Raw genomic sequence first — 13413 nt, 5'->3', positions numbered from 1 at the left:
AAAGCCACATCTAAAGAATGGGAAGGAATGAGGGTATGGGGAAATTGACGACAACCAGCACAAAAAATGAGCGTTCCAATCGAGTGTCCGTGTTCGTTACACTGCTCATGTCCTATCTTGTGATACTGCTGATCCCGGTCATCGTGTTCTGGGGACTGTATACGCAAATCGAGCGGATTATGATCGAAAATGCCAACAACTCCAACATGGCACTGATTGAGCAGGCGAAGCAGGTGGTGGACAGCCGATTGGATGAAATGCATCTGATTTCCCGGAACATCACTTCGCATCCGCGACTGGACGGGCTGCTAAAGGCAAAATCCCCTCAAAATGGAATCGAGAACTACAATTACTACACTTTCATGCAGGAAATGCAGCGATATCGTAACAGCAGCAGTTTTATCACCGATTTTTATGTATATCTACGGGAGAGCGATACGGTTCTCAGCCCTTCCTTAAAGACAACGTCCAGTGTCTTGTTTTCCGATATTTACGGATATGAGAAATTAACCTATCAACAGTATCAAACAGATATTCTGCACAGCATCCACTTTAACCGGTATTTGCCTGTTACTGAAGTGGGTAAGGGCTTAAATCAGAAACGCATGCTCACATATATGCAAACGCTTCCGTTTGGGGAGAAGGCCAATCCCAAAGGCGCGCTTGTTATGCTGATTGAGGAGAGGCAGATCGCAGGATTGCTTGATGAGATTGTGAAAACAAACCACGGAATCATTTACATCAAGGATGCCAGCGGCCAAGTGATTCTTAGTGCTGGTGAATCCGAGGTTCGCAATATGGGTAAAAACGCGGATCATCCGCGTGTGTTGACAGTATCGACAAGATCTTCGCGGAGCGGGTGGGAGTACGTATCGGCTGTGCCGGAAAAAGTGTTTATGGAAAAGGTCAATATGGTCAAACGAATGGCCGTTGGCGTTATGGCCATCTGTCTTGTCGCTGGGATTGCGGCCTGTGCCTTCATGACCTACCGCGCGTATTTCCCTTTGCGCGACATCATCCGCTTCATCCGGCAATCCCATCCGGCTAAGGAGGGGAAGGTACGTAACGAATATGATTTTATCAAATCGACCATGGCTGATTCCTTCGGTAAGCAGACGGAGATGAAGGAGCAATTGTCCAGGCAAACCCCGGTGATTCGGTCCAATTTTTTACAGCGTTTATTGAAGGGAAACGTGGATACGGCGGATATGTCCGATCATGCTCTGGATTTCATGGGGATCTCGTTCCCGCATTCCAGTTTTGCCGTTGCCTTGATCGAGTTGAGGGATGCCAGCGGGTTCATACATAATGAGCGGGAGAGAGAATGGGCCCTGATCCGTTTTGTCACCGGGAAGGTGGCAGAAGAAATTCATCCCTTTACTGCATATTCCGTGGAGCTGGAGAAGAACCTGGTTGCGATTATTCTAAACATGCCAGAGCCGCTGAGTGATGACAAGGCAGGTCAGCTGTACGATTGGGCAGAGCAGGTGAAGCAGGTGCTTGAACAGCGCTTTAAATCCGAAATAACGATCGGGATCAGCGATATCCGTACAGGTCTTGGATGCTTGGCGAGCGGCTACACCGAAAGCTTGAAGGCTTTGGAATATTCCATTTTTACCGCGTATAAACCGATTTTATTGTACGAAGAAATGAAACAGAAAACGGGGGTATATTATGATTTTCCCATTGAGACGGAAATCCAGCTCATTAACGCGATGAAAAGCGGGGATACGGATAAGGCGCAGGATATCATCCAGTGTCTGTACCACAATAACTTCAACGGACAATCCATCTCGCCTGAGCTCGGCAGACTCATGTTCGCTAACCTGCTCAGCACCATGTTTAAGCTGCTGAATGCTTTGAATTTGAAGTACGAGGATATATTCGGCGAGTCAGGCAAATCGCTTGAGGAAATTACGGAGGGGAGTACGGTAGAGGAGCTCTATCGGGAAGTGAAATGGATGTTCGGGATGGTTTGTCTCTACGTAAAAGATCAAAGGGGCGATTCCTCTTCGCTGCTGCTTGAGAAGATCAAGAGTTACATTACGGATCACCACGACGATGCCATGATCAGTCTGGCTTCCATTGCCGAACAATTTGATATTACACCGCCGTATCTGTCGGCTTTCTTCAAGAAAAACAGCGGCACTAATCTCACGGATTACCTGGCCAAGATTCGGATCGAACGCTCCAAGGAAATGATGCGGGATGCTAAAAATACGATTTCGCACATTGCCAGGTCCGTCGGTTATACCAGTGACGTTGGTTTTATCCGGGTATTTAAGAAATACGAAGGGATCACCCCGGGAAAATACAAGGATACCCTGCATTCCCTATCATCGACCTTAAGAAATGATCATCTCAATTCTTAATCCCTGTTTATACATGTTGAAACTGTACGGTATACGATGTAAGCGTTTCAGCATTAATATTTGGGGCAGGGCTGGTTGGAATCACCTAAGCCTAGTCTTATCGGATGATCATTCATTAGGAAAAAAGGGAGGCGTCGTGATTTGAAAACAAACCGGAAACGTGTTGCGAGACTTGCGATCTTTATGCTGATTGTGGCTATGATTGCCGGATGCAGCGGAAAAGGCTCGGGGGCCGTGGAGCCTGCCAGCGAAAAAGGTAAGGAAGGAACAGGCGTGGCTGCTGGCGGTGAAACGGGATATCCTGGGCAGCTTACCTATTGGGTATCGCTAAATGGAAACGCTTCAGCAACAATGCAGGATATGAACGGAATTGCCGCATATCAGGAATTGGAGAAAACGACGGGCACCAAAGTGAAGTTCCAGCATCCACCGGCGGGTCAGGAGGCAGACGCCTTCAATATCATGGTCTCGTCAGGCAATTTGCCGGATGTTGTGGAGTACGGATGGGCCAACGTATCAGGAGGTCCGGATAAAGCAATATCGGACGGTTCGATTATTCGCCTGAATGAGCTGATTGAAGAGCATGCTCCAAATGTATCGAAATTGTTGAACGAGCATCCGGAATACAAAAAGCTGATTACGACAGACGGAGGCAACATTTACGTATTTCCGTTTATCCGCGGGGACGAGTATTTGCTGACCTTTAACGGCCTTATTATCCGCCAGGATTGGCTTGATCAGCTACAGTTATCCGTGCCGGAAACGATAGATGAATGGTATGAAGTATTAAAGGCATTCAAAACCAAGGATCCCAATGGAAACGGGCAGGCGGATGAAATCCCGCTCCTGCTTGATATGGATATGACGGCAATCAATCATGCGTTTGTCGGTGCGTGGGGAATTACGACAGGTTTTTATCAGGTGGACGGGAAGGTGAAGTATGGTCCCATCCAACCGGAATTCAAATCATATTTGGAGACGATGAGCAAATGGTACGCCGAAGGTCTCATTGATCAGGATTACGCGGCAACGGACGCTACGCTAAAAGACGCCAAAGTGACCAACAATCAAGTGGGTGCCTTCTCCGGTTACATGGGCAGCAGTCTCGGCCGCTATTCTGAGCTCATGCTAAAAAGCAATCCGAACGTAAATCTGGTAGGTGCTCCGAATGTTGTATTGAAAAAGGGAGACACTCCAATCCTTGGACAGAAGGATTCGCCATTCAACGGATTTGGCGCGGCCATTACAAAAGCGAACAAGTTTCCGGCGGAGACGGTGAAATGGCTTGACTATAAATACGGTGAAGAAGGGCATATGCTGTTTAATTTTGGGGTCGAGGGAGTCAGCTACGATATGAAGGATGGATACCCGACTTACACAGATGAAGTGATGAAAAATCCGGATGGCCTATCGATCACTCAAGCGTTGTCGAAATACAATCTGGCCAGTTATTCGGGACCTTTTGTCCAGGATCGCCGTTACATCGAGCAGTATTCCGCGCTTCCCCAGCAAAAAGCTGCCATTGAGACATGGATGAAGGCGGAGAATGACCGTTTGATGCCGATTATTTCGCCAACGGCTGAGGAAAGCACACGTTATGCCTCGATCATGAACGATATAAATACGTACTACGAAGAGATGGTCAATAAATTCATTATGGGCGTGGAGCCGATCAGCGAGTTTGATCAATTTGTCCAAACGGTTCAAGGTATGGGCATTGAGGAAGCGCTTCAGATTCAGCAAGCCGCGTTAGACCGGTTCAACAGCCGTTAAATTGTAGGTGCATGAAGAGGGAGAAGACTTCAGGATTCTCCCTCTAACTATGAATGATTTTTTTGTCAGAGGAGGGCACAGGGTGCAGCTTAAGGAAGTGACAAACCACGTTACGATACAGAGCAAGCCAGAGAGCTTCAGCACAAGAGTTGCGAAGGACTTTCGCCGAAATTCCACAATCTACCTGATGCTGCTGCCGGTGGTGGCGTTTTATGCCGTGTTTCACTACGGACCTTTATATGGCCTGCAAATTGCGTTCAAAAACTTCTCGGCAGGGCTCGGTATATGGAACAGCCCGTGGGTTGGATTTCAACACTTCAGCGATTTTTTTAACGGATTTTTCTTTGAGCGGGTGGTTTCCAATACCATCATCCTGGGTGCGTACGATCTCATATTTGTTTTTCCCGCCTCCATTGTGCTGGCGTTAATGCTGAACGAGGTTCGGCATCGCATATTTAAGCGGACGGTCCAATCCATTACGTATATTCCCCATTTCATATCCGTTGTCGTGGTTGTCGGGATGCTGGTGGATTTTTTGTCGGTAGATGGGCTGATCAATCACATCATCACCTACTTCGGCGGAAAACCGATTTCGTTCATGCGGCTGCCGGAATGGTTCCGCACCATATATACCTCATCTGCCATCTGGCAAGGGATTGGATGGGGATCTATCATTTACCTCGCGGCCATTTCCAATATCGATCCATCCCTTTATGAAGCGGCTAAAGTGGACGGTGCCGGCCGCTGGAAGCAGATGCTTCAAATTACGCTGCCCGGCATTTTGCCAACGGTCATCATACTGCTCATCTTGCGGATTGGTTCCTTTATGGCGCTGCAGGATGAGAAGATCCTGATCATGTACAATCCGGTTATCTATGAGACGGCGGATGTTATCGGAACTTATGTCTACCGCAAGGGGATACTGGAAGCGAGTTACAGCTATAGTGCTGCTGTCGGCATGTTTAATTCCCTGATTAACTTTATGCTGCTCATTGGAGCCAATTATCTCAGCAAGCGGTTTACCGACACGAAGCTGTGGTAGAAAGGGGGCATCTCATGCGAACTTCAAAATCTGTCAGTGAAGTCCTGTTTGATTCTGCGAATGTCATTCTCTTGTGCTTGCTATCGATTGTCACGTTATACCCGTTTCTCTACGTATTGTTTGCTTCAATCAGTACACCGGCCGAATTCGTTCAGCACCGGGGTATCCTGCTGTGGCCCAAGGGCTTCTCGCTGGATTCTTATCGAATGGTATTTGAGAACCCCAATATTATCCGAAGTTACCTGAACACGATATTTTATGTGGTGGTCGGCACGACCTTGAACATTCTGATGACGGCTCTCGGAGCCTATGGCTTATCCAGGAAAAATGTGATGTGGAAGAGCACCATTATGATGCTGATCGTAATGACGATGTTTTTCGACGGTGGGCTCATCCCGAAATACCTGCTCGTGAAAAATATGGGTCTGATTGATACGTACTGGGCTTTGATTATTCCAAGCGCCATGACGACATGGAACTTGATTATTATGCGAACGGCATTTCAAGGCGTACCGGATGCGCTTGAGGAATCCGCACGGATCGACGGGGCCAGCGACTGGACCATTCTGTTCCGGATCATCATCCCGCTATCGCTGCCGGTCATTGCGGTGATGGTGCTCTTTTACGGGGTATGGCACTGGAATAAATGGTTTGATGCCCTCATCTATTTAAGGGATCGGGACTTGTATCCGCTGCAGCTGATCCTGCGCGAGATTCTGATCCAGAACGATACCAGCAGCATGATGACCTCGGTAGGCGGGGGAGACCGGATGCCCGTTGGCGAAACGATTAAGTATGCAACGATTATGGTGGCTACGCTGCCGATCTTGTTTTTGTATCCATTTTTGCAGAAATATTTCGTGAAAGGCGTCATGATCGGAGCCATAAAAGAATAAGGAGGTAGTGGACTCATGTGGGAGCAAGCTATTATGGATGCGGTAGAAAAAACAAAGAGGAATATTGGACAATTCCCGATGAAGTTTCCTCATATCACGGAAGAGAAGCGTTACGAGTGGGGAGAAAGTAATGACTGGATTGAAGGATTCTACACCGGAATGATCTGGCTGTGTTATGAATATACGAAGGACCCGCTGTTTAAGGAAACGGCAATAGCCCAATTGGAGGATTACAAGCTGCGTCTTGAGGAGAAGCGACATCTGGATCATCACGACATCGGATTTCTGTATCTGCCCTCTGCCTTGGCAGCGTGGATTGTGGATGAACATGAAGATGGTAAACAGCTCGCTTTGAAAGCTGCGGATCATCTGATGCTGCGCTGGCGGGAACAGGGACAGTATATTCAGGCCTGGGGCCGGAAGGGCGACGAGAAGAACGGCGGTCGCATTATCATCGATTGCATGATGAACATACCGCTGCTCTACTGGGCCTATGATCAGACGGGGGATGAGCGATACAAGCGCGTGGCCGTGGCGCACGCGGATAAGAGTCTACGCTACTTAATGCGGGGGGATGATTCGTCGTATCATACCTTTTACTTCAATCCAACAGATGGAACGCCCATCCGAGGAGGAACGCATCAAGGATATCATGACGGCTCAACATGGACGCGCGGCCAGGCATGGGCCATCTACGGATTTGCGCTCTCATACCGCTATACCCGTGAACCGAAATATTTGGATACGGCTTTACGTGCTGCCCGTTTCTTTATCGAATACCTGCCGGAGGATCATGTCGCGTATTGGGATTTTGACGTTCCGATTGAAGAGGGTACGCCTCGCGATAGCTCCGCTTCCGCCATTGCGGCGTGCGGCATGCTGGAGATATTGGAGCATCTGCACGGAGAAGATGACAATAAAGGGCTATTGACAGAAGCCGTTGAGAAGTCGATGATATCTCTCGTAAACCGATATTCTACCATTGGTGAGGCGAGTGAGGAAGGCTTGATTAAACATGGTTCCTATTACGTCAGAGGCGGTGCCGGGCCTGATGATTATATGATATGGGGCGATTACTATTACCTCGAAGCCTTGCTGCGACTGACCAAAGGGATACCTGGCTATTGGTATGAGAGAGGTTAGTATAATTGAATCTGTGAAACATATTGGGGATGCCGTGCGCTATGCGGCACTCCCTTTTTTGTGTAAAATATCAGAAGATCATTGTTCACAATATACTCATTAGCATTGTCAGAATGTCTTTGTTATGATGAGGAAGATTCAAATTTGAGATAAATGGTTTGGAGGAGATATGTGTGTTGAAACATGTGAAAGCTTCAGTCTTGCTGACCTTGGGTCTGCTGCTAATACTGGTGTTCCCGACTGCAACGTGGGCCCATTCCAAGCTGGAAACCAGTACGCCCGCGGCAGATGCCAAGCTGACGGAAAGCGTGCAGGAAGTAAGCCTGTCATTTAATGAAAATATCGATGAAAACTTGAGCACGCTCAAGATTAAGAATGCGCAAGGCGAATCGGTTGAAGTAGCGGAGGTCAAGATCAACCAGAATACTATGCTGGGCACACTGGCTGCACCGCTTCCATCCGGCTCCTATACGGTCGAATGGAAAATCGTGGGCGGCGATGGACATCCCGTGGATGGAACATACGCCTTCGAGGTAGATGCCCCGGAAGCGGAAGTTACCCCGGAGACACCAGCAGGTACTGAAGAAACGCCTGCGGATACAGGAAATACACAGGATGAAACAGCACCAGCAGATAACACCGCTGCGGACAACACGGATCAGACGGCTGACCAGAATCAGCAGGCAGACAACACTTCTGCTACCGATACCGAACAATCGGCAGGCAGTGGGTCAACCCTGTGGATCGTCGTCATCGTGATTGTAGCGGTTGTTGCAGGATACTTTGGAATTAGAGCATCACGGAAGAAAAAATAAATGTCTTACTATTGGTTAGGTGAGCCGTTTCTATATCTAGCCTACGCCATGCTGGCAGGCATCACGGTATTGTCCCTCGTACCGAAAGCATATAAGCCGGAAATTTCAGTTCCGGCCTGGCTTGGTCCAGTGGCAGCAGCAGCCATCATCGTATTCGGATTTGTGCCGCTGCTGCAAATCATCATGTTTTTCAAGGATGATATCGGGTTCTGGAAGTCCTTTAACAGCATCATGTTCAAGTTCAGTGAGGGCGAGCGTTACGCCTGGATTCTGGTTCTCTCGATCCTATTGGCGATTCTGACCATGATCGTCCGCCGGAAACCCGGTTCTGTATTACGCTGGCTTATGCCTATTGCCTTGCTGGGCATTGCGGTGGCCATGTCCTCGTTTAACCACGCGGCATCCCTGTTCGATGGCGTTGGACAGCTTGCATTCTTCGGTCATTTCACCGCGATGGCGATATGGACGGGGACGTTGCTGCTTACAGGATGGTTCAGCGCGGATCAGGAGCGCTGGAGCGCGTTTCTCAGATGGTTTCATCCATTAGCGGTCGCCTGCGTCATCGTTGTGATCGGATCGGGTCTGTTCCTGATGACGGCGGTGACGCCGGAGCCCATAAACAGCTGGACGCTGTCTTATGGTCAGGCTCTGTTGGTGAAGCATATTCTCATTCTGCCGCTGTTGGTATTCGCGTTTGTCAACGGTTATCTTGTAAAGCGCAAGCTGCGCCGGGATTCCGGTTATCGTCCAGCGGCATGGGCACGAAGTGAAGGAGTTCTGATCTGGTTGATCTATATCGTCACCGGATATATGAACCAGCAGCCGGCTCCGCATGAGGTGATCGATACATTGGCCTCCTATGGTCCTGCTGCAACCTTTGTTTGGTTTCATCCCGGGTTTACGATTGGTGAACTGGCTTTTACGTGGAGCTGGATAGGAATTCTTAGTCTGTGTCTCGGGCTTGCTCTTCTGTGGAATGTCGTGAACGTATTTCGCAGAAACCGGGCAGCTGCCTTCGGGCTGTTAAGCGGCTTAGGCGCAGTTGTGTTGATCTATTGCGGCCTGATGTTCTCGGTTACCACAGTTTAATATCGTTTGAGTTGACAAGGTCCTTGCTGTTTACGCAGCAGGATCTTTTTTATTGTTGAAAGTGCCCAGTCTTTTCAATCTTTCTGTTATCGGGAGCTGATCGGTGAGATTACGGAAATGTACATTCAGGAGCCGGCGAGAAGGCAGGGGCTGGCGGGCTTGCTGATCGCTTTCCTGGAAGAACAATTGATTGCGCGTGGGGTTAAGGCCGTAAAGGTGCTTACAGGTCATGATAATCATGGGGCCATTGGAGTTTATGAGAAATCAGGTTATAAGCGGGAGGATGAAGTGTTTCTGGAGAAAGAGCTGGAGTAAAATGTTGCACGACTATAAAATTATGGATTTAATCCATCTTAAGCATGTTAACCCTCCGCTTACATCAGGATCATCATGCTTTCTTTATTTACTGGAATATCTGAACACTTTATTGTGGATGCTGAACATCGCTCCGGTATTGACCAGGCGTGAGCCCTGTATTTCGCTTAAACACCGAGTGGAAGGCGTGCATGTCCTTATAACCGACCTTTTCTGCAATCGTACTGATTTTGTCCGGGGTGGTGCGCAGCAGCTCACGGCTCTTTCGAATGCGTACGGTCTGCAAATAGTGATGCCAGCTCTGGCCTGTATACCGGCGGAATAACCGCTGCAGGTGGCGTTCGCTGAATCCGCTGATCTGTGCAAGCTGCGTCAAAGTGAGCTCTTGCATGTACTGCCCCTCCACGTATTGAAGAACATCATGAAAGGAGTGGTGTTGAGGCTCTGATGTCATGGGTTGTGAATGTTCAATGGCCCGGTTGAACTCTATGATCAGCTGTAGCAGCAGCGTGTGCAGATAAATGGTAGAACCGCTGCCTGGCATGGCATTTTGCTCATAAAGGGAGCCAAAGAGCCTCTCAAAGCGATCATGACGGTCCATAATCGCGTGGTACCCAAGGGATCCATCTTCCATACGTTTCAAAAAGGCTGCCGTATCCGAACCTGATGCAAAAGCAATCAGTTTGGGCAGCAGCTGTACGGAGAATATGCAATTGTTCACAATGAGCGGTTTCCCGTTCGCAGCGGTGGGTCTAAATACGTGAGGCATTCCGAGTGGTATATAGAACATTTGACCTTTGCGTACGCGTTGTACCGAGTTCTCCAGGTGATGAAAGCCTTCACCCTCCGCAATATAAGCAATCTCCAGAAAATCATGGTTATGGTAAGAGCCTGTAAAATTCTCCACGTTGCGATTCACATACATCAAGGTGTCGTCCTGGAAAAAGGTATCTCCGTGATAGGTTTCCATCGGTCGTTTCATCGTACATGCTCCTTATCATTAATCGTAGGATTAGATGTCCGTTATGCCACATCGAATTGTCCGTTATCCCCATAATTCCACGTTCAGGTTCACTTATAATAATAGTTGAAATAGGCACGGTTAGGGAACCACATATCCCGATTTGCGGCCTATAAAACTTGTTTGTTGGGCTAACCCTTAATGAACGTGAACGGAGGAATGTCTATGTTCAGCGTAACGGATCTACGATGTGAGTATCAGCATAATCTGATAGGAATCGGCGAGAAGCACCCGCGTTTTTGTTGGAAGTTGGTCTCGGACGAAAGAGCAGTCAGTCAAACGGCCTATGAGATTGAGGTTTCGAATGATGATACCTTTGCCAAGCCCCTTTGGACCTCAGGGAAAGTGGCTTCATCGCAATCGGTGTTTGTGGAATTAAGCGAATGGAGTACGTTGTCTTGTAAGCGCTATACTTATCGAGTCCGCGCATGGAATCAAGCTGGTGAAGTATCGGAATGGTCGGATACGGCCTATTACGAGACGGGGAAACTGCAAGGGGAGAAATGGATAGGAGAATGGATTTCGGCACCTAGGTCTTTGCTGCCTACTGACTCTGCTCATCTACCGCTGCTTCGCCAGAGCTTCAGCATAAAATCGCCCATTGCGAAGGCAAGAATATACGCCTCGGCCTTAGGTCTTTATGAACTGGAACTGAACGGACAGCGGGTGGGAGATGGTTATTTCACGCCCGGCTGGACGAGTTACGATCATACGATTCAGACGCAGACCTATGACGTGACGGAGATGCTGAATTCAGGCCAAAACGCGATCGGCGCTTGGCTCGGAAATGGCTGGTACAAGGGACAATTGGCATGGGAGGATCGGAGCGCGATCTATGGAGAGCGTTTAGCGCTTCTGCTGGAGCTGCATATTACGTATGCAGACGGGAGCGAAGAAGTAATTGCAACCGATTCAAGCTGGCAGTCGGCCAAAGGCCCGATCCAGATGTCGGAACTCTACCATGGTGAAACCTACGATGCGCGGCTGGAGCTGGAAGGGTTCAGTTCAGGAGATTATAACGCAAGTGATTGGCACGGTGTCGAATTGATCGATCACGGTTACGAGAAACTGAAGCCTCAGATTAACGAGCCCGTGAGAGCCGTTCAAACGGTGGGGCCTGTTGAATGTCTGACCACACCAAAAGGTGAAATCGTCATCGACTTCGGTCAGAATTTGGTGGGCTGGGTCCGATTTACCGTGTCCGGTGAGAAGGGCACCATGGTGATGCTGCAGCATGCGGAGATACTGGATTCCGAGGGTAACTTTTATACGGAAAACCTCCGAACCGCTAAACAAACGATTCAGTACACGTTAAAAGGCGGCGGGAAAGAAACCTATGAGCCTCATTTTACGTTCCAAGGCTTCCGATATGTCCGTTTAGACGGTTTCACGGAGGATCAGCTGGACCGGGGGGCTTTCGAAGCGGTTGTGCTTCATTCGGATTTTGAAGAGACCGGGACATTCCAATGCTCGGAACCCATGGTGAATCAATTACAGAGCAACATTCGATGGGGACTCAAGGGGAATTTCCTGGATGTGCCCACGGATTGCCCCCAGCGTGATGAGCGGCTTGGCTGGACCGGTGATGCACAGATGTTTATTGGTACGGCGGCCTATCTTGCCAATGTGGCACCTTTCTTCACAAAATGGTTATCGGATCTGGCTGCAGAACAGCGCGATGACGGAGCCGTTCCATTCGTTGTCCCGCATGTGCTTGGCGATGAAGCATATGCTTCGGCCGCATGGGGAGATGCAGCAGTCATATGCCCGTGGACGATATATGTCAATTATGGCGATCGACGGATTTTGGAGCATCAATATGAGAGCATGAAGAGCTGGGTCTCCTACATTCAGGCTCAGGGAGAGAATGAGTATTTGTGGAATACCGGCTTTCATTTCGGCGATTGGCTGGGGCTGGATGCGAAATCAGGAGACTACGTGGGTGCTACGGAACGGGATTTGATAGCGTCGGCGTTCTATTGTTATTCGGTAGAGCTGCTTAGGAAAACGGCCGTCGTATTGGGACAAGAAAAGGATGCGGCCGCGTATGCCACGCTTAAGGAAAGGGTTGTCGCTGCATTTCGTAACGAATTCGTGACCCCGTCCGGAAGGCTCGCGGCAGCGACACAGACCGCACATGTGCTTGTGCTCATGTTTGGCTTGCTGGATGAAGAGGCAGAAAAACGGGCAGCGAAACGTCTTTATTCCCTGCTGGAGGAGAGTAGATTTCATCTAACGACCGGCTTTGTGGGCACACCCTATATTAACCATGTGTTAAGCCAGCATGGTATGCATGACGCGGCATATAAGCTGCTGCTGCAACGGGACTATCCATCTTGGCTGTATCCGGTTACGAAAGGCGCTACCACGATATGGGAGCATTGGGACGGTATTAAGGAAGACGGCAGCTTCTGGAGCCGGGACATGAATTCGTTTAATCATTATGCATACGGAGCCATTGGCGAGTGGCTGTATCGTACGGTTGCCGGTATACAAACCGTAGAGGAAGCGCCGGGTTATAAACATATTGTGATTGCGCCTGTGCCGGGCGAAGGATTGACGTGGGCTGAAGGCAAGATCGATACGCTGTACGGAACCGTCCGGTCAAGTTGGAGAATGGAAAGTGGAGGAGCGTTTCAACTGGAGGTATCCATCCCGCCAAATACAACGGCGGAAATCCGTCTGCCAGGCGCTTTTGATGCCTCAAGCGTTATCGAAGGAGAGGCGATAGCTCTAGACCAAACGAGCGGGATTCATTCTGTGCGTGATGGGGAAGCAGGAGTTATGATTCAAGTGGGCTCGGGAGAGTATGTATTCAGATATATTTATACCTATCACGCAGTGAAGTGATGAATAAGCAGAGAGCTAAAGTTCCTTACCGTGGTGAATTACGGCAAGGAACTTTTTTTCTCCTCACATAGTCACATTTATGGGCGAATGCACATAC

10 protein-coding genes are annotated in these 13413 nt (G+C 49.0%); 9 read left to right on the top strand and 1 reads right to left on the bottom strand.

The window, feature by feature from the left end:
• Window positions 1–35: 35 nt before the first annotated feature.
• The 8 genes from J7E85_RS03130 to J7E85_RS03095 all read left to right on the top strand — a co-directional run bounded on the left by J7E85_RS03130 (window position 36) and on the right by J7E85_RS03095 (window position 9445).
• A complete protein-coding gene (locus J7E85_RS03130) occupies window positions 36–2372 on the top strand; it encodes an AraC family transcriptional regulator (protein ID WP_215154904.1) in 2337 nt (778 codons plus the stop codon).
• Between the two features lie 141 nt (window positions 2373–2513).
• Window positions 2514–4145 (top strand): type 2 periplasmic-binding domain-containing protein, encoded by a 1632-nt coding sequence (locus tag J7E85_RS03125; protein WP_215154902.1) that lies wholly within the window; start codon window positions 2514–2516, stop codon window positions 4143–4145.
• Between the two features lie 82 nt (window positions 4146–4227).
• Window positions 4228–5187, top strand: a complete 960-nt coding sequence (locus J7E85_RS03120; protein ID WP_215154900.1) for an ABC transporter permease — start codon at window positions 4228–4230, stop codon at window positions 5185–5187.
• A gap of 14 nt (window positions 5188–5201) precedes the next feature.
• Window positions 5202–6083, top strand: a complete 882-nt coding sequence (locus J7E85_RS03115; RefSeq protein ID WP_215154898.1) for a carbohydrate ABC transporter permease — start codon at window positions 5202–5204, stop codon at window positions 6081–6083.
• A 15-nt stretch (window positions 6084–6098) separates the two neighbouring features.
• Complete coding sequence (locus J7E85_RS03110) at window positions 6099–7226, top strand: glycoside hydrolase family 88 protein (protein ID WP_215154896.1); 1128 nt, start codon at window positions 6099–6101, stop codon at window positions 7224–7226.
• Between the two features lie 173 nt (window positions 7227–7399).
• Window positions 7400–8041 carry a copper resistance CopC family protein gene (locus J7E85_RS03105; RefSeq protein WP_215154889.1) on the top strand — a complete coding sequence of 214 codons (642 nt, stop codon included), beginning with the start codon at window positions 7400–7402 and terminating at the stop codon, window positions 8039–8041.
• Window positions 8042–9130: a copper resistance D family protein gene (locus J7E85_RS03100; protein ID WP_215154886.1), complete on the top strand. Its 1089-nt coding sequence runs from the start codon at window positions 8042–8044 to the stop codon at window positions 9128–9130.
• Between the two features lie 42 nt (window positions 9131–9172).
• Entirely contained in the window at window positions 9173–9445 is a 273-nt protein-coding gene (locus tag J7E85_RS03095) for a GNAT family N-acetyltransferase (protein WP_215155084.1), read from the top strand.
• Between the two features lie 109 nt (window positions 9446–9554).
• On the opposite strand, the gene J7E85_RS03090 is transcribed toward J7E85_RS03095, so the two are convergent.
• Window positions 9555–10427: an AraC family transcriptional regulator gene (locus J7E85_RS03090; protein WP_215154884.1), complete on the bottom strand. Its 873-nt coding sequence runs from the start codon at window positions 10425–10427 to the stop codon at window positions 9555–9557.
• A gap of 204 nt (window positions 10428–10631) precedes the next feature.
• Here J7E85_RS03090 and J7E85_RS03085 point away from each other — a divergent pair, with 204 nt between their 5' ends.
• Entirely contained in the window at window positions 10632–13316 is a 2685-nt protein-coding gene (locus tag J7E85_RS03085) for a family 78 glycoside hydrolase catalytic domain (RefSeq protein ID WP_215154882.1), read from the top strand.
• Window positions 13317–13413: the final 97 nt, after the last annotated feature.

It is taken from the genome of Paenibacillus sp. ISL-20 (assembly GCF_018613005.1).
Taxonomy (GTDB): domain Bacteria; phylum Bacillota; class Bacilli; order Paenibacillales; family Paenibacillaceae; genus Paenibacillus_AQ.
The sequence above is the reverse complement of the archived record's forward strand: the minus strand, read 5'-3'. Positions and strand labels throughout refer to the sequence as shown.

Excerpts from the sequence above, each read along its gene's own strand:
- J7E85_RS03130 (WP_215154904.1), top strand. The coding sequence starts at position 36 with ATGGGGAAATTGACGACAACCAGCACAAAAAATGAGCGTTCCAATCGA.
- J7E85_RS03115 (WP_215154898.1), top strand. The coding sequence starts at position 5,202 with ATGCGAACTTCAAAATCTGTCAGTGAAGTCCTGTTTGATTCTGCGAAT.
- J7E85_RS03110 (WP_215154896.1), top strand. The coding sequence starts at position 6,099 with ATGTGGGAGCAAGCTATTATGGATGCGGTAGAAAAAACAAAGAGGAAT.
- J7E85_RS03100 (WP_215154886.1), top strand. The coding sequence starts at position 8,042 with ATGTCTTACTATTGGTTAGGTGAGCCGTTTCTATATCTAGCCTACGCC.
- J7E85_RS03090 (WP_215154884.1), bottom strand. The coding sequence starts at position 10,427 with ATGAAACGACCGATGGAAACCTATCACGGAGATACCTTTTTCCAGGAC.
- J7E85_RS03085 (WP_215154882.1), top strand. The coding sequence starts at position 10,632 with ATGTTCAGCGTAACGGATCTACGATGTGAGTATCAGCATAATCTGATA.